A 17,912-nucleotide genomic window follows, 5' to 3' on the forward strand; every position below is an offset into this window, starting at 1 on the left:
AGTGGGGCGTGACCTGTAACTTTTTGATGTGATCAAGGGCAGCGGTGGCGTAATTATGGGCGAGCAGGCGAATTCCACGAACTCCACAACCTTCAAGAGAAAGTACAGGCGCCGGCGGAGCCGGAACAGGCTGGTGCTCCTTCTCGCCACCGCGTTGCTGGTCGTGCTGGCGGCCGTCGTGCTGCTCGGGGTAGGCTCCACGAGTGCCGACGAGATCCCCCGGGGTGTGCAGGCCGGGGGTATAGACCTCGGCGGGAAGACCACCGGCGAGGCGGAGCGCATCCTCGAGGAGCGCGCCTACGCCCTGAACGAGGTGCGCGTGAGCGGCGACGGCAAGGAGGTCACGATCCCCGCCAGCAGCCTTGGGGTCCGGCCCGAGGTCGAGGCAACGGTGGAGAACGCCCAGCAAGTCGGCCGGGAAGGCGGCGTACTCGAGCGTGTCGGCGAGCGGGCAAACGGCTTCTTCGGGACCGTGGAGGTCCCCCTCGAGGTGGCCTACAGCGACGAGCAGGTGAGGTCCCAGGCCCGGAGCCTGGCCACGCAGCTAGACGAAGAGCCCACCCAGGCCGGGGTCACCGTGTCCGGCGGCGGGGCGGATGGGGTCCAGGTCTCGCAGTCGGCAAAAGGCTACGAGGTGGACGTCCGGCAGACGGCGGCCAATATCCGCGGCGCCATACAGAACCTGGAAGGAGAGGCCGGGCTGGCCGGCGGCGCGACGGAGCCCGGGATCACCACCGCCGAGGCCGAGGCCGCCGCCGGAAAGGCCCGTAATGCGCTCGGTGGGCCGGCGGTGCTCGCCGCACAGGGCGAGGAATGGGAGCTGACGCCGGACCAGATCGCCGCCGCCATAAGCGTCGAGCCGGAGAACGGTAAGCCTCGCGTCCAGATGGACGAGCAGTCCCTCCGATCCGGCCTCGACGACATGTACTCCAGCGTCAACGCGAAGGCCAAGGAGGCTGGCTTCCGGTTCGCGGACGGCGGCGTAGAGGTGGTGCCCGGACGGGTCGGCCAGGCCATACAGAGCCAGAAGCTGCTCGGCTCCCTGGAGAGCGGCCTGCTGGAAGGCCAGCGCCGGTACGAGGTGCCCGTCGCAAAGGACGTGCCGAGCCTCACCACCCGGGAAGCCCGGCAGCAGCGGCCGACGCAGATGATCGGCAAGTATCGCACCTCCTACAGGGGGACCGGAGACGACAGCCAGGCCCGCGTGAACAACCTAGAGGTCGCGGGCGGGGCCCTGACCGGGCAGACCGTGGCCCCGGACGAGATCTTCTCGGTCAACGACGTGCTGGCCCCGGTGGACTACGAGAAGGCCAGCACGTTCGTGGACGGTGAGAAGAAGGAAGCACTGGGCGGCGGGCTGTGCCAGGTGGCCTCGACGCTGTACATGGCCGTCAACTACGCCGGCCTGGAGCCGGTGGAGCGTCATCCGCACTACGCGCTACTAAACTACGTGCGTCCGGGATTCGACTCCACGGTCTGGTTCGGGGCGGAGAACGGCTACTCGGGCCAGGAGCTGGACATGAAGTTCAGGAACACCTCCGAGGGCTACGTCATGATCCGGGAGTACGTCGCCGACGACGGCTATCTCTACGCCGAGGTGTGGGGCCAGCCCACCGGCCGCGAGGTCACTATGGACTCGACGAACCTGGTCGAGAACGAGAATATCTCGAAGTGGAAGACCACCAAGACGGTGGAGAACGCCGGGGGCGAGACCACCTTCTCCGGCGAGCTACACACCGATACCTACAACGCGCTTTCGACCGACCACGGCAAACTGCCCCCGGACGAGGTAGATGTGGCCCCCGTAAACCCGTAGGCCGGGGTGCGCTGCGCCTGGAGAGATCTTTGATTGCCTAGTAGAAGATGTCTTTCTTTAGCTTCGAGTAGACCCGGTAGTAGTAGGGCTCCAGCCTGTACCAGGCCGCCGCCTTCCGGGGTTGTATGGCGAGGTCCATGCAGCCGACGAACTCCAGGATCTCTCCACCGAAGCCCTTCTTGAACTTGTAGACTCCGTAGCCCGGGTCGCCCTCGTGGCGGTCGTCCGGGGACGGTACGCTGACCATGTCGTAGAAGGTAATGCCGCGGTCCTTGGCCCAGCGCATGACCTCCCACTGCAAGAGGTGGTTTGGTTTGAGGTTCTGCTTGTGCCCGGCGGAGGCGCTGTACATATACCAGAGCTTCTCCCCGAGGTCGAAGAAGTAGGCGATGGAGATCGGCTCTCCCTCTTGCTCGGCGACGAAGAACCGGCCCCGGTCCAGCTCCCACATCCGGCGCGTCAGGTCGTGCAAGTATTCCCTGGGACGGGCCAGGTGGTAGCCTTCCTTGTGCTCGGCCAGCTCCAGCATCCAGCCCCACAGGGTGTCGAACGCCCACTCGAAGTCTGCCGGCTGATAGACTTCCACCCCTTTGCGCCCGGCCAGACGTACATTGTATCGGGTAGTTTTGCCGCCCATATTCGCCATGAGCTCATCTTCTGCAAGAGAGAGATCCAGGGCTATGGTGTCCGAGAAGTTGAGGTCGTAGCGGGCTTTCTCAAAACCGGCTGACCGGAGTAGACCCTCGTAGCCGCCGCGGTGCCGGGAAAGCTCGGGCTCTATCTTCACGGTGTGCACGTTCCTGGAGGCCGCGATCTCCTCTACCCCGTCGAGAAAGGCCCTGACGGCCTCCTCGTCGTCCCAGGGGATCCACGGTCCCTTGGGGGCGTACATCAGGTATCCGGGGACGGGTAGGGTGCGGTAGAGCAGAAACTGGGCGGTACCCGCCACCTCTCCGTCTCTTTTGAGGATCAAGCGCAGGGGGCTCCAGCCTCGTTCCTCCTTGAACTCGCCCCACTGATGGCTCTGGAAGATATGGCCGCCGCCGGGGGAGGACTTTACGAGCCCGTCCCACCGCTCGTGATCGTGGCCTTCGTACTCCCGCAGCGCGTAATCGGAGGCGTTTCTCTGCTCTCCGAAGGCCGTGATATCCCTGGAGCTAGAGTCTGGCATGCGCTATCCGGCGGCGCTGGACCCGTGGCTAGTGGCGGGGAGGCCCGCCTGTTGGGCCAGCACGTCCTCGGGGCGTCCGCCCTGACGCAGCAAGTGGGCTTCGCCGTCCCGGACCATGACCTCTGCCGGGGTCGGATGGCTCAGGAAACCCAGATTGGAGGCGCTGTAGCCGTACGCCCCGCTGTAGAAGACCCCGATCAGGTCCCCGACCTCCGTCTCCGCCAGCGGCAGGCTGGTCCCAAACATGTCCAGGGGCGTGCAGCACGGCCCGGCTACGGCGACCTCGGCCTCCTCAGGGTCGGCCTCCGGCCGGGAGAGGTTCAAGAGCGGGTAGGGCTTGCGGAAGACCTGGCCCATGTTGCCGGTCGCGGTGAGGTGGTGGTTCATGCCGCCGTCGGTGACGACGAAGGTCTTGCCGCGCACCTCTTTAACGTCCACCGCGCGGGTAACGTAGAGCCCGGCGTCGGCCACGAGATAGCGCCCGAGCTCGAAGATCATGCGCGCCCCCGCCAGCCGTTCGTCGGCCTTGTACGGGGTTATCGTCTCCCGGAAACCCTCTGCGAACCGTTCGAGCTCGAACTCCTGATCCTTCTCGAAGTACGGCACGCCGAAGCCGCCGCCGAAGTCCACCATCTGCAGGGGCTCGCCGGCGGCGTCCGCCGCCTGTAGCGCGAGCTCGGCGATGTTGCGGCAGTGCTCGACCAGCGGGTCCGCCTCGAACACCTGGGTCGCCGTGTACACGTGGATGCCCTTGAGCTTTAGCTGAGGGTAAGACTTTACCCGCTCGGCGGCCTCTGCGAGATCAGACTGGTCGAGGCCGAACTGCCCGACGGTGCCGCCCATGCGCATCCCGGAGCCCATGAGCTGTGCTTCGGGGTTGAGGCGCAGCCCAACGCCGGCCTCCTTGCCCTCGCTCTCGGCGACGGCGGCGAGGCGGTCGATCTCGCCCAGAGACTCGACGTTTATCGCCAGGATGCCGGATCTCACGGCCCGTCTTAGCTCGTCGTCGGTCTTCGCCGGGCCCGCGAAGAGGATGTCGTCGGCGTCGAAACCGGCGGCCTCTGCAACCGCCAGCTCCCCGGCGGAGGCGACCTCCGCGCCGGCCCCGGCATCCTTTATTACCTGGCCCACGGCCAGGCTCGGGTTGGCCTTTACCGAAAAGGAGACCTCGAAGCCCTCGCCGAGGGCCTCGCGTACCCGCTGGACGCGGTCGGCGAGCATCCCGGCGTGGTACAGGTAGAACGGGGTGCCGTAGTCCTCGGCGATGCGCGAGAGCGGTGCGCCGCCCGGGGCGAACTCGCCTTTCGGGCCGTCAGCGAGGCCGCCGAAGCGCCGCAAGAGATTCCGGGCCTTTTCTACCTGGGCGCTCTGCGGGCTCGTCTTGGACTCATCTCCTGGACTCATCCTGAGTAGGTCTCCTTGATCTTGGGTCGGTCTATCTTGCCGGAGGGGCCTTTCGGAAGCTCTCCGTCGTGGACCAGGATCTGACGCGGGATCATGTACTGCGGCGCGTTGGCCACGCAGTACTCGCGCAGGTGCTCCACGTCTCCATTATCCGCGTTATACTTGAAGCTGACCACTGCGACCACCCGCTCTCCGGTGGACTCGTCGGGCAGCCCGAAGGCACAGGCCTCGCTCACCTCACCGGTCGCGACCAGCAGGTTCTCGACCTCTTCCGGGCTCAGGCGGTACCCCTGGACCTTGATCATGGCGTCGTTGCGCCCGACGAAGTATAAAAAGCCGTCCTCGTCGCGCTTTACCAGATCGCCGGAGTACACGACGCGTTCCTTGTCCACGATCTCCTCCGGCGTGAACGGGGATGGCTTGAACCGTTCCCTGGTCGCGTCCTCCTTGCCCCAGTACCCGAGCGCCACCGTCGGGCCCCGGTGTACCAGCTCGCCGACCTCGTGGTCCTCCGCCTCCCGGTTGTCTTCGGTGACGACCCAGACGTCCGTGTCCGGGATGGCCTTGCCGATGCAGCCCTCCAAGCCGCGCTCGACCTCCGCTGGCGGCACGTAGGTCGAGCGGAACGCTTCCGTAAGGCCGTACATCAGGTAGATGTCCGTGGAGGGTAGCAGCCTCCTGAGCTCCTCTAGCTGCGAGTTCGGGATGCGCCCGCCCGTGTTGGAGATGTAGCGCAGGTGCTCCGGCGGCTCCTCTTCGAGGCTCTTGCGGTTTCGGATGAGGAGCGGCCACAGCGGCGGCACTCCGGCGAGGCCCGTGATCTCGTGCCCGCGCAAGCTCTTCAGCAGGTCTCCGGGCAGCCGGGAGTGCTGCAGCACGAGCGTCGCCCCGACCCGTAGTGAGGTCGTGAACTGGTTGAGCCCGGCGTCGAAGTTCAGCGGTAGGGCGGAGAGAATACGGTCTTCGGGGGTGTTCTCCAGGTAGGTGGAGACGATCTGGGCCCCGGCCACCAGGTTGCGGTGGCTGAGGGCCACGCCCTTCGGCATCCCCGTGGAGCCCGAGGTGTAGATGATGCTCGACAGGTCGTTCTCCTGCACTCGCGGCGCGCCGGTCGGCTCCTCGCCGCTCTCCAGGACCCCGGTAAGCTCGTGTGACTCGTCCGCTACCGGCGGGGCCTCGCCGCCCTTGTGGAAGGCCGTCTTTACGAGCCCGGCGTCCAGGGTGGCGAGGCGGTCTGACTCGCCGATAAGCGCCCGCACGTCGCAGTCTCCGGCGATGTAGGCGACCTGCTGCGCCTTGAGCAACGGGTTTATGTTCACGAAGGCCGCGCCCGCCTTGGAGGCGGCGAGCATCGCCACGATGGCCTCCCAGGACTTCTCCATGTACACGCCGACCCGCTGGCCGCGCCGGATGCCGCCGTCTAGCAGGGCCGCGGCGAGGGCGTCGCTCTTGCGGTCGAGGTCCGCGTAGGTGTGGGAGTCTGAGCCGTCCACGACGGCTGGCTTATCCGGGCTTTGCTCCAGGCTGTTCGTTAGCAGGTCCTGGAAGGTGAACTCTGGGTGCATCGGGCTCCGTTTTGAGTGGGCTCTATCGGGGGTGTGTCTCGTGCTCGGTCTCCGGCTGCGTTAGGCCGTCTTCGAGGAGATCAGAGCCGCGATGTCGCTGACGGTGGCGAAGTTCTCCTCGTTCAGCTCGTCGTCCTCGACGGTCACGCCGAACTCCTGCTCCATGAACATCACGAGCTCCACGGTCTGCAGCGAGGTCAGCACGCCGTTGTCTATGAGCTGATAGTCGTCGGAGAGCTCGGTGCTCCCGGTAACGTTCTGCTTGAGCCAGTCCCGGATCTCGTTGGTGGCGTTGTCTGTGTCTACGGACATGTGTCGTACCTCCGTGTCTGATTTTGTCTGAGGTTTACTTATCTCCGGCTTTTCGCCGTTTTCGCTGCCCGCTGCGGGGGACCGGACCTACCGCATCCAGAAGGTCGCTTCGCCGTCGCCTATGTTATACGACCAGTTGCCGAGGTCCGAGGCCACCTCGTGCCGGGCGGGATCCTCGAACCTGACCAGCACGGAGTCCCTGCGCTCCACGCTCCGGCTGAAGAACCCCAGCCTCCCGAGGTCCTTGCCCCGGGGCGTGGTCGGAGACTCCAGGTACCGGTACCTGACGATGTGGGCCCCCTGGTCTCTGAAGTACCGCACCGACTCTCGTAAGAGCGCGCGAGCCACGCTAGTGTATCCCGGCAGCACCGTCAGGTCGAGTATGTAGGCATCCTCCCCCTCCAGGGTTACCTTGACCACGGCGTAGCCTAGCAGGCCTCGCGCGTCCCTGACGCAGAGCACCTTTACCGGCGACTGCGGCGAGCCGGGACCGTAGCGCCACTGCAGGAAGGCGGCGTCCTTCTCCGGTACGCAGGGCACCACGGAGGCGACCTTCTCGAAGAGCTCGTCGAAGGCCGTGTCGAAGCCCTCGGCCTCCTCGACCCTGTAGCCCTTGCCGTAGTCCTTGAGAAGCCTGTGATCCACACCGGCGAGAGCCCGGTTCAGGAGAGACTTTACCGGCGCTGGCAGTGGCTTACGCGGCGTCTCCAGCGGGATGGATCCAGTATCGTCCGACTGGGGTGCGTCTCCGGGGGCCAGAGTGGCGTGACGCGGCAGGCCGACCGCCCGCTTGAGGCGCTCGGATACGGCGGGTACCGGCAGCCGGGAGACGTTGAGGAGCTTGACCGCGTACTGCATCTGGCCCGCGACCTCGGCCCCGAGCCGGGACTCGGTACTGATCACGGCCGGCAGCCGGTCGCAGGAGAAGCAGTTATCCACGCTCCCAAAGAAGCGCCGCATCAGGGAGAGCGCCTGGAAGCCGTGCTCCGGGTGGACCATGTAGTCGCCGGGAGTATAGGCCACCACCCGCCGGCCGTTTATCCGGTAGTACAGCGGAAGCGCGGCCAGATGACCCACGACCTCTCCGTCTCCGGTCACCGAGATCCAGCGCTCCACCCTCTCCCCGAGCGGATGATGCTGGTAGCGGAGGTACATGGCCTCATACAAACCGGAGCCGCGGATACCCGAAAGCTCCGGGTAAGAGATGGCCCGTAGCCGGGAGACTCCTTCCCGGGACTCCTCCGGGCCGAGCTGGCGGATCACGGTCTTCATCAGATGGCGGCGACGTGCGAAACGGGGGCTTCGTGCGCCCGGCGGCGCGGGCAGGAGTGGGGCCGGGCGCCGGACTCGGGCCACCGGCCCCTGTCACCTTCCCTCTCTTCTTCGCTGCTGCGCACGAGACCTTCTTCCTTTCACGAGCCACGGGAGACTGCGCGGAGCCATTCTAAAGTCATTCTAAAGAGCGGAGTGTAATCCAGCCTCCCCCCGAATCCAAGCGGAGCCGGTAGCTCTGGCCTAGTAGAAGATGCTCTTCTTGAGCTTGAGGTAGGCCCGATAGTAGAGCGGCTCCAGCCTGTACCACATCGCGGCCAGGCGGGGCCTTACCGGAAGGTCCATACAGCCTATGAAATCCACCACCTCGCCGCCGAAGCCCAGCTTGAACTTGTACACCCCGTAGTAGGGGTCGCTCTCGTCACGGTTCTCCTTTTTGGGTATCCCCACCATGTCGTAGTAGGTGATGCCCTGGCTCTTGGCCCAGCGCATTACCTCCCACTGCAGGACGTAGGTAGGCTTGAGCTTCCGGTTCTCCCGGTCCGAGGCACCCTGCATGTACCACATCTTGTTGCCGAAAACGAAGACGTAGACGACCGATAGCGGCTGTCCCTCGTGGAAGGCGAAGAAGAAATGGCCCTGATCCACCTCGTTCAACAGGCTCATCATGCGGTGGTAATACTCGGGCGGGCGCTTGAGGTCGTAGCCTTCCTTCTGCTCGGCCATGTCTCCGAGCCACTCGTAGAACTTCTCGAAGGCCCAGTCAAAGTCCTCGGGCTCCCGTACCTCCACTCCCTTGCGTCCGGCGAGCCGCACGTTGTACCTCGTGGTCTTCCCGGACATGTTTGCCATCAGCTCATCTTCCGGCTGGTCGAGGTCCATGAGGATGGTGGCGTCGAAGTTTAGATCGTAGCGGGCCTTCTCGAAACCGATCCCGCCGAGCATCTTCTTTACGTCCTCACGCTCGTCATAGACCTCGGGCTCTATCTTCAGGGTGTGAGCGCCCTCGCGGCGGGCTATCCTTGTGGCCTCCTCGAAAAACGCCTCTACGGCCTCTGTATCGTCCCAGGGCAGCCAGGGGCCCTTGGAGGCGTACATGACCTTGCCGGGTATGGGGAAGGTGGAGCGCAGGAGGAACTGTCCGGCCCCGGCGACCTCGCCGTCTTTCTCTAGTAAGAGGCGCAAAGGCTGCCAGCCCTGCTCTTTTTTGAACTTGCCCCACTGGTGACTCTGGAGCGCGTGGCCGCCGCCGGGGGAGGCCGCCAGCCAGGCGTCCCACTCCTGCTGGTCGGCGCCGGTGACCTCTCTGAGGCCGTATGCGCCTGTGGCCCGGCCCGGCGTCGTTTCCGGGGAGGTCCCGCTTGTCTCGTGTGCCATCTACCGTCCCCCCTCTAGTAGAAGATGCTCTTCTTGAGCTTGAAGTAGGCCCGATAGTAGAGCGGCTCCAGCCTGTACCACATCGCGGCCAGGCGGGGCCTTACCGGTAGGTCCATACAGCCTATGAAGTCCACCACCTCGCCGCCGAAGCCCAGCTTGAACTTCAGAACTCCGTAGTAGGGGTCGCTCTCGTTGCGGTTCTCCTTTTTCGGGGCGGCGACCATGTCGTAGAGGGTGACGCCCTGGCTCTTTGCCCAGCGCATTACCTCCCACTGCAGGGCGTAGTTGGGGAAGAGGTTCTGGCCGTGCTCGGCGGAGGCACTGAGCATGTAGTAGAGCTTCTCCCCGATTATGGAGAAGTAGCCGCCGGAGAGCGGCTCGCCCTCGTGGAAGGCGAAAAAGAAGTGCCCGTTGCCGGAGTCGTGGAGCATCTTCGTCTCGTCGTAGAAATACTTGCGGGGCCGGACGATGTGTACGCCCTCCTTGCGCTGCTCCAGATTCAGGGTCCACTCGTAGAACTTCTCGAAGGCCCAGTCAAAGTCCTCGGGCTCCCGTACCTCCACTCCCTCTTTCGCGGAGCGGCGGATGTTGTAGCGGGTGGTCTTGCCCTTCTTCCCGGACATGTTGGCCATCAGCTCATCTTCCGGCTGGTCGAGGTCCATGAGGATGGTGGCGTCGAAGTTTAGATCGTAGCGGGCCTTCTCGAAACCGATCCCGCCGAGCATCTTCTTTACGTCCTCACGCTCGTCATAGACCTCGGGCTCTATCTTCAGGGTGTGAGCGCCCTCGCGGCGGGCTATCCTTGTGGCCTCCTCGAAAAACGCCTCTACGGCCTCTGTATCGTCCCAGGGCAGCCAGGGGCCCTTGGAGGCGTACATGATCTTGCCGGGTATGGGGAAGGTGGAGCGCAGGAGGAACTGTCCGGCCCCGGCGACCTCGCCGTCTTTCTCTAGTAAGAGGCGCAAAGGCTGCCAGCCCTGCTCTTTTTTGAACTTGCCCCACCGGTGGCTCTGGAAGATATGGCCGCCGCCGGGGGAGGCCGCCAGCCAGGCGTCCCACTCCTGCTGGCCGGTGGGCTCTACCTCCCTGGCGGAGTAGGCGGTGGTTTTCGGGGGTTTTGGGGGGCTCGTGCTCATAGTCGTCTCCTGTTAGGTCTCCTGTTAAATGTCTCGAAGCCACCGGAGCTATCGAGGCTGCAACGCCCCTGAGAATACTACTAGTGTCCGTGGCCGGCGTAGCGGCCGAGAGGGGCTGGCGGGGGCTAGCGGAGCATGAAGGTGGCTTCGCCATCCCCGGTGGTGTACGACCAGTTGTCGAGGTGCCGGGCCGCCTCGTGCAGCTCCGGGTCCGAGAACTTGACCAGCAGATTATTCGAGCGGCCCTTGCGCTGGTAGAAACCCATACGCCGCAACGAGTCCGACCTCGGGGAGGTGGGGGAGTCTATAAAGCGGTAGCGGATGATGTTCACGCCTTCGCGGCGGAAGTAGTGGACGGTCTCCCGCAGGAGCGCCCGGGCGGCGTCCCGGTAGCCGGGCAGCACCGTGAGATCCAGTATGTACGCGTCCTCGCGGGAGCTGGGAGCGACCTTGAGCACGGCGTAGCCCTGGAGCCCCTGGTGTCCCCGGACGCCGAGCACTTTTACCGGATCCTGTAGCGAGCCCGGACCATAGCGCCAGCGCAGGAAGGCGGCGTCCTTCTCCGGCACGCAGGGTATGACGGCGGCGACCTTCTCGAAGAACTCGTCGAAGGGCTCGTCGAAATGTTCTATCTCCTCCACCTCGACCCCCGGGGCGTAGTTCCGGGCCAGGGCCCCGTCCACGGCGGCGAGGCCCGCGTTGAGCGCGGCCTTCACCGGGGCGGGTATCGGCGCGCGCGGACGCTTCGGCGGCTCCGGCGCGTCCCCGGTGTCCAGGTCAGGCTCCTGGGATTCGGATTCTTCTGGCTCCTGGCTACGTTTGAGGAGCCGTCTCAGGCGGGCCGGGACGGAGGGCATTGGCAGCCGGGAGACGTCGAGGAGCTTGGCCGCATACTGCATCTCGCCGGCCACCTCCGCTCCCATGCGGGTCTCGATGGAGATCACGGCCGGGGCCATGTCGCAGGCGACGCAGTTCTCCGTGGCGCGGAAAAAGTTCCGCATGAGGGAGAGGGCCTGGAAGCCATATCCGGGGAGCACCATGTAGTCGCCGGGGGTGTGGGCGATCACGCGCCGGCCGTTTATGCGGTACGCCTGGGGCATGGCGGCCAGGTGCCCGACCGGCTCGCCTTCGGGGGTGAACGCCGCCCACCGGTACATCTGGTCCGCCAGCGGATGCTCCCGGTACCAGCGATAAAAGGCGTCGAAGAAGCCCGTGTCGTAGATCTCGGGATACCAGCTGTGTACCGGTATGCGGACCTCGGGGAAGCTCCTCAGAGACTCTTCCGCCTCCAGCGGACGTACCGTAGCCTTCTTGTTCTGGATGGTGATCCTACCTCCGACTCTCGTCTAGCCTCGTTTAAACTATTCTTCCCTACTCTTCCCTACTCATCCGCCCTCGTGGGGTCTCTTACGGTGTTCCGTAACTCTGCTCCGGGACCGCTCCGTCCCGGTCCGACCGGCGGAATTTAAAGGAGCGCGGAAGTCTGTGCAAGCGCGGAGGTCCGCGGAGGCTGATGCGGCCGTCCGGCTCCAGACTATACCGGCTCGTTCTCCTCCTCGCTTCCGTTCTTGCTTTCGTCCTTACTTTCTTCCTCGTTTCCCGCTTTGCCGGATACCCGGCGGCGTATCAGGGACACCACGTACTCCAGCTCCTCGGCCCTGAGGAACAGGGCGACGCCGAGGTACACGGCAACCGAGACGCCGCCGACCAGGACGAGGACGCCGGCACGCTCCACGAAATCCGAGCCGGTTCCGAGGAGCGACGTCCCGAGCAGGATCGCGGCGTACATCGCGGCCCCGGCGGCCAGGAACTTGGCGAGAGAGGTCAAGAGCCGCCTGCCGTCCACGGAGCCGATCTCCCGCCGCGTCGCCCACAGGCTCGCCAGCGCCAGCGCCGCGTAGGCCGCCGAGAGCGCCAGGGCTATACCCTGGGCGTAGAGCACCCGCGACAGCGCGTAGGAGAAGCCTACGAAGACGAAGAATATGGCGACGTTCAGGACGGCCGGGGTCTTGGTGTTCTGTCGGGAGTAGAAGGAGCGCACCAGAAAGAAGTACGCCGAGTAGCCGAGGAGCCCTACGGCGTAGGCTGCGAGCAGCGTGGATACTATCCGGGTCTGTTCCGGGCCGAACGCGCCGTACTGGTACAGGATGCCGACTATCGGTCCGGCGAGGGCGACGGTGCCGACGGTCGCCGGGACCATGACGAAGGCTATGGATCTCAGGCCGAGCGAGAAGTTTTCGAGGTAACCCTCCGAGTCGCCGAGAGAGTACCTTTCCGATAGCTCCGGCAGTAGAGCCGTGGCTATGGCGACGGCGAAGATCCCGTAGGGCAGGGAGAAGATGGTGAAGGCGTAGTTTAGCTCGGCGACCCGGTCGAACTCGCTGGCGAGGAAGGTGGCGAAGAACTGGAACCCGACCGAGGCGGCGACCAGGATCACCATCGGCCCGGCGAGCCTCATCGTCGGGCCGAGCGCGGGATGCCCGAACTGCGGCCGGGGGACGTAGCCGAGGGCTATCATCGTGGGCACCAGCGCGAGCGCCATCACCGCGACGCCGACGGTGGTGCCGCCCGCGAGCAGGTACAGCGCCAGGGTCTGGTTTTGATCCGCCACCAGCGCGTAGGCGACGAAAGAGCAGATCACGAACAGATTGTTGAGCGCCGGGGCGAAGGTCGGCAGAAAGAAGCGCCGGTGGGCCTGTAGGACGCCGGTGCCCAGGGTGTTTATCCCGTAGAAGAGCATCTGAATGGCGAATATCCTGAAGAATAGCACCGCGATATCCTTTACCCGCTCGGCCTCCGCGGAGGAAAGCTGCTGGCTATCTTCCCACCGGGTCGCGAGCTCGACGAAGGGCTCGGCGAACAGGATGCCGACGAGGGTGACGACCGCCATCAGTGGGAGTATTACTGTGAACAGGGCGTTGGTGAGGCGGCGGGCGTCGTCCTCGCCGTGGTTGGTCATCCGCTCTATGAGCACCGGGATGAAGATCGAGTACATGATCCCGCCGAGGAGTAGCTCGTAGATCAGGCTCGGCAACAGCCCCGCCGCCCCGTAAGCCTGGGCCACCAGACCCGTGCTCAATACGACCGCCATGGTCACTATCCGCCCGTAGCCCGTGACCCGCGAGAGGACGGTGGCCGCGGAGATGGAGAGCGTTGCTCTCAGGAGGCTGGACATGGCGGGCATGGTACTACAGGTACTACAGTGGATTATGGGACCATACCCGGCGCGGGCGGACTCTTCTAACTACCGTCCTCGCCGCCGGAGGGCGGCGTAGCCGAGGGCCAGGAGAACCGCGTGCTCGGCCGCGGTGAACGGGACGCCGTGCCGGTTGCGCTCCCGGTAGGAGACGGGGCTCTCGAAGCGCCACCGGGACAGGGGCCACAGCGGCGGGCGGGCGTCCGAGCCGTGGGTCAACACGTCCGAGGCCACGTGCCCGGCCCAGCCGAGCAGGAACCACGTGCCACGGGGTGAGGGGCGTCCTCTCAGGCCGTACGCCGCCAGCGCGAGCGCCGGGACGGCGAGCGCCGGCGCCGAGTGCAGTGCGGCATCCGGGAGGGCGAAGCGGCGGCTGCCGCAGACCTCGCCGTAGAAGGACCGCCGGGAGAAACGGCGCCCGCGCAAGGCCAGCCACGCCGAGCCCGCGAGCGCCGGGAGGTCCGGGAGCGCCGCCCCGGCCGAGGCCCACGCCGCGTAGCGGCCGTCCGAGAAGCGGCCTGCGACCACGTGGGAGAGGATGGCGTGGGTGTAGGTGCGCATGAGGCGTATTGTACGGTCCGGCTTGTATGTCCGGTGCGGGACTGTGGAGCGGATTCGACGCCGCTGTGGCTCCTATCCCGGAAGAGCGGTATATCATGGCGGAAAGTATGGCCGCCTCCGAGGAGACCTCTGCGTGTTTCCGGGGGCGGCGGACCCGTCGCGGGAGGAGGCGTGAGGTGAACATTCTTATTAGCGGTTCGAACGGTCTCGTGGGGTCGGCCCTGATCCCGGAGCTCGAGGCCAGGGGACACCGGGTCATACGGCTCGTACGCGGCGAGGGATACTCCGGCGACGCGGTAAGCTGGGACCCTTCGGCCGGCACCATAGACTCCGAGGCGCTAGCCGCGTCCCGGCCCGACGGCGTCGTCCACATCGCCGGAGAGAGCATCGCCTCCGGACGCTGGACCGAGCGCAAGAAGCAGGCCATCCTGCAGAGCCGCAGGGAAGGGACCAGGCTTCTCGCCAAGGCCCTGGCCGCCCTGCCGGAGCCGCCTCAGGTGATGGTCTCCGCCTCCGCCTCCGGGTTCTACGGCAGCCGGGGCGACGAGATACTAACGGAGAATAGCGACCCCGGGGATACGTTCCTGGCCGAGGTGTGCCGGGAGTGGGAGACCGCCGCCCAGCCGGCTCGCGACGCCGGCATCCGGGTGGTGCATCCCCGGCTGGGCATCGTGCTCTCGGCCGAAGGCGGGGCGCTGGCGACGACGCTCCCGATCTTCAAGCTCGGGGGCGGCGGCAAGATCGGGGACGGCAGCCAATTCTGGCCCTGGGTCGCGCTGGACGACGTGGTGGGCGCCATCGTCCACGCTCTCGAAGACGACACCATGCGGGGGCCGGCGAACGTCTGTTCCCCGAACCCCCACCGCAACTCCGAGTACACCAGGATTCTCGGCCGGGTGCTCGGGCGTCCGACCGTGGTCCCGCTGCCCGCGCGGGCCGCCCGGATCGCGCTGGGCGAGATGGCCGACGAGCTTTTGCTGGTGAGCGCCCGCATGAAGCCGACGCACCTGCAGAACAAGGGCTACGAATTCCGCCACCCGCAGCTCGAAGGCGCGCTGAAACACCTACTGGGGAGGTAACGTATGGATCACGAAAAGCACATGAACCGGGCCATCGAGCTCGCCCGGCGCAACCCCGACGCGCCTTTCGGGTGCGTCATCGCGGACGTCGCCGGAGAGGTCGTCGCCGAAGGGGTAAACGACGCGGATCGGAGCCCCATCCTGCACGGGGAGACGGCGGCCATAATCCAGCTCTTCGACCGGGACCCGGGTGCGGACCCCTCGAACCTCACGCTGTACACGACCGCCGAGCCCTGCCCGATGTGCTCCGGCGCCATGCTGTGGTCCGGCATCCCGCGCCTCTACTACGGGACGTCCGTAGTCACCCTGAAAGGTCTCGGCCTCGACCACATAGACCTCGCCTGTGAAGAGGTCTCCCACCGGTGCTCGTTCGCCAGCTTCGAGGCGGAAGGCGGCCTGCTAGAGCGAGAGTGCGACGCCCTATTCGAGGAGCTGGCCCAGAGACCGGGTGTGTGATCCCGGCTCCGCACCACGTCCGGTTCACGCTTCCAGTACCAGTCTACGGACGCTTCAAGGCCCGCGACCCGTCCGGAGGCCGCTTCTAGCCTCCACAGCTCTATCCCTGCCGCAGAGTCTGGTATAAGGGCGGGTCGAAAACCCGGGCGTCTCCGGGGGTCGCAGCGGGATTGGGCCGCGCTCCTAGCCCAGCGGCGCGACGTAGCGGGCCAGGGCCCAGAAGTGGCAGGCGCTGCCCGCGATCACGAAGAGGTGCCACAGCCCGTGGTGGCCGAAACTGCCGGGCAGGAGGTCGGGGCGTTTGGTCGCGTAGATGACAGCCCCGGCGCTGTACACGAGACCTCCGGCGGCGAGCCACACCAGGGCTCCGACCGGGAGTGCCTCGAGGAGCTTCGGCAACGCCGCCACCGAGAGCCAGCCGAGCCCGAGGTAGAGCGCGACCGTGGGCCAGGACCGGGAGCCGATCCGGCGCAGCTTCATCAGCACGCCGCAGATTGCCAGGGTCCACACGGTACCGAGAAGTCCCCAGCGCCACGGACCGCTCAACGCGAGCAGGCACACCGGCGTGTAGGTACCCGCTATGAGTACGAAGATCATGGCGTGGTCCAGCTTGCGCAGCCGGGCCGTCGCCCTCTCGGAGACCGGCAGCAGGTGGTACAGCGCGCTGGCCGCGTACAGCCCCACCAGACTCGCCCCGTAGACGCCGAAGGCCACGCCCCGCTCCGCACTGCCGGCCATCACCGCGGCCGCCAGCAGCGCGACCAGCCCCACCGCCGCGAGCACCCCTCCCACGAGGTGGGAAAGCCCGCTAAAAGGCTCCCTAAACTCCCTGAAGCCCCGCAGCCGGAACCTGGACGGTCTCATGGCTCTCCGGTATCCATGGTTAGTCTCCTACGCTATCTTGCCTTTCTTATCCTCTCGGCGCAAAGGCTCGCCCACCTCGTGCAGGTGCTCCAGGATCTCGCGGTAGGATCGCAGGACGCTGGTCTCGTGGTACGCGATCCCGCGCGAGTGGCAGAAGGCCTGCACGAGCGGCTTTAGCCGCTTGAGGTTGTTGCGGGGCAGACTCGGGAAGAGGTGGTGCTCTATCTGATAGTTGAGGCCGCCGTACATAAAGTCCGTGACGAGATTTTGGCGCACGTTGCGGCTGGTCAGGACCTGCCGGCTCAGAAAGTCGAGCTCGCTGCCCTCGTTCAGGGTCGGCATCGCCTTGTGGTTCGGGGCGAAGATCGAGACCATGTACATGCCGAACAGCCCCCGGTGCACGACCACGAACAGCGCCGCCTGCAGTGGCGGCAGCAAGATAAACAACAGCCCGAAGTACAGCACGAAGTGCGCGACCATCAGCAGCGCCTCCGAGAGCGTACTCTTGGCCCGCTTGCCCAGCAGGAACTGAATGCTGCTGCGGCTCATGCTCAGGGACTGCAGCAGAGAGAGCGGGAAGATCATGGCCGCCTGATACTTCACCACGAACCGCGCAATCCCCTGCTTATCCAGTGCCTGCTCCTCCTCGAAGGCGAGCAGCGGGATGTCCACGTCGGGGTCCTGGTCCATGTGGTTCGGGTTTGCGTGGTGGTCGTTGTGCTTGTCTATCCACCACTGCTGGCTTATGCCGAGCAAGAGGTTGCCGAGCACGAGGGTCACCAGCCGGTTCTTCCAGGCCCTCTTGAACGAGAACTGCCGGTGGCCCCAGTCGTGGGCGACGAGGCTGATCTGGACGAACACGAACGCCAGGTACGCCGCGTCCAGTAGTAGCAACGGGAGGCTATCCAGCACGAATATCAGGACGACGCCCACGGCCAGCATGGCGAGCGTGAGGACCATCTTCGCCGCATAGTACGCGGGCTGACGCTCCAGAAGCCCCTCCTGCTTGACGATCTTCTTCAACTCGGCGTACTTGTTGGCCTCTGCAACACGCCCCGGAGAAGGGGAGCCGTTCATATCCGCTCCAGCGGTGCGCCCGCCGGACACCCCGTCCGACGCTCGTGTATTGTGGTCGATGTCCTGGTCCTTTCAGGTTCGGCACGAATCCTCGCGGACGCGGGCACCTTGTGTATTTTGACTCCGAAGGCCCTCCTCCGGGATCTTGCGAGTCTTGCGAGTGTCACGGGTACGACAGGCGGCGCAGTTCCAGAGTAATATCCGGACGCCTTTCTCTTCCCCCTCGATACCCTCCAGCTACTCCGGCTCTTTACGGCCCCGGCCTCATACTCCGAACTTGGATTCCGAACTCGGGTTCCGGGGCTCCAAAGACCCGCCGGACATTACCATAGTCCGTGAGAGGTCCCCGCTCAAAGGTCCGGCACCGGATAACGGGCAAAATGGTGCAAACTGTGTAGCGGGGCGGCGTACCCGGGCACACGAGCCGTAACGGGTACACCTTTGTAGCCATTCTTACCTGCTGTTTTGCTCTGAGGCCCCCGGACCCGTATTTCCGGCCCTGCAGGGTGTATGATGATTTCAAGAAGCACCGTTTCTCTTGGTCTACCCTCCACGCGCCGGGTCCCGGTGGTCTACGTGGGGTTCTTCCAAACGGATTCTGCCCGGAGCCGTCACGTAGAGCTACG

16 protein-coding genes are annotated in these 17,912 nt (G+C 65.5%); 3 read left to right on the top strand and 13 right to left on the bottom strand.

Annotated elements, in window-relative coordinates:
- Window positions 1–55 precede the first annotated feature (55 nt).
- Window positions 56–1,816 carry a VanW family protein gene (locus tag ABD53_RS00495; RefSeq protein WP_152670505.1) on the top strand — a complete coding sequence of 587 codons (1,761 nt, stop codon included), beginning with the start codon at window positions 56–58 and terminating at the stop codon, window positions 1,814–1,816.
- Between the two features lie 37 nt (window positions 1,817–1,853).
- Here ABD53_RS00495 and ABD53_RS00500 read toward each other — a convergent pair whose 3' ends face one another.
- The 11 genes from ABD53_RS00500 to ABD53_RS00545 all read right to left on the bottom strand — a co-directional run bounded on the left by ABD53_RS00500 (window position 1,854) and on the right by ABD53_RS00545 (window position 13,810).
- On the bottom strand, window positions 1,854–2,987 hold the full coding sequence (locus tag ABD53_RS00500) for a lipid II:glycine glycyltransferase FemX (RefSeq protein ID WP_047863791.1): 1,134 nt from the start codon (window positions 2,985–2,987) through the stop codon (window positions 1,854–1,856).
- Between the two features lie 3 nt (window positions 2,988–2,990).
- Complete coding sequence (locus ABD53_RS00505) at window positions 2,991–4,391, bottom strand: type III PLP-dependent enzyme (RefSeq protein WP_053057497.1); 1,401 nt, start codon at window positions 4,389–4,391, stop codon at window positions 2,991–2,993.
- Window positions 4,388–5,956, bottom strand: a complete 1,569-nt coding sequence (locus ABD53_RS00510) for an acyl-CoA ligase (AMP-forming), exosortase A system-associated (protein ID WP_047863792.1) — start codon at window positions 5,954–5,956, stop codon at window positions 4,388–4,390. The genes ABD53_RS00505 and ABD53_RS00510 overlap by 4 nt, the downstream gene beginning before the upstream one ends.
- Before the next feature lie 60 nt (window positions 5,957–6,016).
- Window positions 6,017–6,268 (bottom strand): acyl carrier protein, encoded by a 252-nt coding sequence (locus ABD53_RS00515; RefSeq protein ID WP_047863793.1) that lies wholly within the window; start codon window positions 6,266–6,268, stop codon window positions 6,017–6,019.
- Window positions 6,269–6,355: 87 nt separating this feature from the next.
- Window positions 6,356–7,540 (bottom strand): GNAT family N-acetyltransferase family protein, encoded by a 1,185-nt coding sequence (locus ABD53_RS00520; protein WP_047863794.1) that lies wholly within the window; start codon window positions 7,538–7,540, stop codon window positions 6,356–6,358.
- Window positions 7,540–7,665, bottom strand: coding sequence for a hypothetical protein (locus tag ABD53_RS17755; protein ID WP_268778259.1), 126 nt, complete (start codon window positions 7,663–7,665; stop codon window positions 7,540–7,542). Before ABD53_RS17755 ends, ABD53_RS00520 begins: the two co-directional genes overlap by 1 nt.
- Window positions 7,666–7,783: 118 nt before the next feature.
- Entirely contained in the window at window positions 7,784–8,917 is a 1,134-nt protein-coding gene (locus tag ABD53_RS00525) for a lipid II:glycine glycyltransferase FemX (RefSeq protein ID WP_047863795.1), read from the bottom strand.
- Window positions 8,918–8,931: 14 nt separating this feature from the next.
- Window positions 8,932–10,053: a lipid II:glycine glycyltransferase FemX gene (locus ABD53_RS00530; RefSeq protein WP_047863796.1), complete on the bottom strand. Its 1,122-nt coding sequence runs from the start codon at window positions 10,051–10,053 to the stop codon at window positions 8,932–8,934.
- A gap of 125 nt (window positions 10,054–10,178) precedes the next feature.
- Window positions 10,179–11,210: a GNAT family N-acetyltransferase gene (locus tag ABD53_RS00535; RefSeq protein WP_047863797.1), complete on the bottom strand. Its 1,032-nt coding sequence runs from the start codon at window positions 11,208–11,210 to the stop codon at window positions 10,179–10,181.
- Between the two features lie 377 nt (window positions 11,211–11,587).
- Window positions 11,588–13,237: a murein biosynthesis integral membrane protein MurJ gene (gene murJ / locus ABD53_RS00540; protein ID WP_047863798.1), complete on the bottom strand. Its 1,650-nt coding sequence runs from the start codon at window positions 13,235–13,237 to the stop codon at window positions 11,588–11,590.
- Between the two features lie 60 nt (window positions 13,238–13,297).
- Window positions 13,298–13,810, bottom strand: a complete 513-nt coding sequence (locus tag ABD53_RS00545; RefSeq protein WP_047863799.1) for a metal-dependent hydrolase — start codon at window positions 13,808–13,810, stop codon at window positions 13,298–13,300.
- Between the two features lie 176 nt (window positions 13,811–13,986).
- On the opposite strand from ABD53_RS00545, the gene ABD53_RS00550 reads away from it, so the two are divergent.
- Together ABD53_RS00550 and ABD53_RS00555 are read left to right on the top strand one after the other, a co-directional pair.
- The gene (locus ABD53_RS00550) at window positions 13,987–14,889 is read left to right on the top strand and encodes a TIGR01777 family oxidoreductase (protein ID WP_047863800.1); all 903 of its coding nucleotides are present in this window, start codon (window positions 13,987–13,989) and stop codon (window positions 14,887–14,889) included.
- A 3-nt stretch (window positions 14,890–14,892) separates the two neighbouring features.
- Window positions 14,893–15,345, top strand: coding sequence for a nucleoside deaminase (locus ABD53_RS00555; RefSeq protein ID WP_047863801.1), 453 nt, complete (start codon window positions 14,893–14,895; stop codon window positions 15,343–15,345).
- Window positions 15,346–15,528: 183 nt separating this feature from the next.
- On the opposite strand, the gene trhA is transcribed toward ABD53_RS00555, so the two are convergent.
- Together trhA and ABD53_RS00565 are read right to left on the bottom strand one after the other, a co-directional pair.
- Window positions 15,529–16,209, bottom strand: coding sequence for a PAQR family membrane homeostasis protein TrhA (trhA, locus tag ABD53_RS00560; RefSeq protein WP_047863802.1), 681 nt, complete (start codon window positions 16,207–16,209; stop codon window positions 15,529–15,531).
- A 27-nt stretch (window positions 16,210–16,236) separates the two neighbouring features.
- Window positions 16,237–17,286: a fatty acid desaturase family protein gene (locus tag ABD53_RS00565; protein WP_047863803.1), complete on the bottom strand. Its 1,050-nt coding sequence runs from the start codon at window positions 17,284–17,286 to the stop codon at window positions 16,237–16,239.
- Window positions 17,287–17,912: the final 626 nt, after the last annotated feature.

Origin of the sequence: Rubrobacter aplysinae (genome assembly GCF_001029505.1) — a bacterium.
Lineage (GTDB): Bacteria > Actinomycetota > Rubrobacteria > Rubrobacterales > Rubrobacteraceae > Rubrobacter_A > Rubrobacter_A aplysinae.

Bases quoted from the DNA above. Each gene is read 5' to 3' on its own strand.
- ABD53_RS00495 (WP_152670505.1), top strand. From the start codon at position 56: ATGGGCGAGCAGGCGAATTCCACGAACTCCACAACCTTCAAGAGAAAG.
- ABD53_RS00500 (WP_047863791.1), bottom strand. From the start codon at position 2,987: ATGCCAGACTCTAGCTCCAGGGATATCACGGCCTTCGGAGAGCAGAGA.
- ABD53_RS00505 (WP_053057497.1), bottom strand. From the start codon at position 4,391: ATGAGTCCAGGAGATGAGTCCAAGACGAGCCCGCAGAGCGCCCAGGTA.
- ABD53_RS00510 (WP_047863792.1), bottom strand. From the start codon at position 5,956: ATGCACCCAGAGTTCACCTTCCAGGACCTGCTAACGAACAGCCTGGAG.
- ABD53_RS00515 (WP_047863793.1), bottom strand. From the start codon at position 6,268: ATGTCCGTAGACACAGACAACGCCACCAACGAGATCCGGGACTGGCTC.
- ABD53_RS00520 (WP_047863794.1), bottom strand. From the start codon at position 7,540: ATGAAGACCGTGATCCGCCAGCTCGGCCCGGAGGAGTCCCGGGAAGGA.
- ABD53_RS00525 (WP_047863795.1), bottom strand. From the start codon at position 8,917: ATGGCACACGAGACAAGCGGGACCTCCCCGGAAACGACGCCGGGCCGG.
- ABD53_RS00530 (WP_047863796.1), bottom strand. From the start codon at position 10,053: ATGAGCACGAGCCCCCCAAAACCCCCGAAAACCACCGCCTACTCCGCC.
- ABD53_RS00535 (WP_047863797.1), bottom strand. From the start codon at position 11,210: ATGTACCGGTGGGCGGCGTTCACCCCCGAAGGCGAGCCGGTCGGGCAC.
- murJ (WP_047863798.1), bottom strand. From the start codon at position 13,237: ATGCCCGCCATGTCCAGCCTCCTGAGAGCAACGCTCTCCATCTCCGCG.
- ABD53_RS00545 (WP_047863799.1), bottom strand. From the start codon at position 13,810: ATGCGCACCTACACCCACGCCATCCTCTCCCACGTGGTCGCAGGCCGC.
- ABD53_RS00555 (WP_047863801.1), top strand. From the start codon at position 14,893: ATGGATCACGAAAAGCACATGAACCGGGCCATCGAGCTCGCCCGGCGC.
- trhA (WP_047863802.1), bottom strand. From the start codon at position 16,209: ATGAGACCGTCCAGGTTCCGGCTGCGGGGCTTCAGGGAGTTTAGGGAG.
- ABD53_RS00565 (WP_047863803.1), bottom strand. From the start codon at position 17,286: ATGAACGGCTCCCCTTCTCCGGGGCGTGTTGCAGAGGCCAACAAGTAC.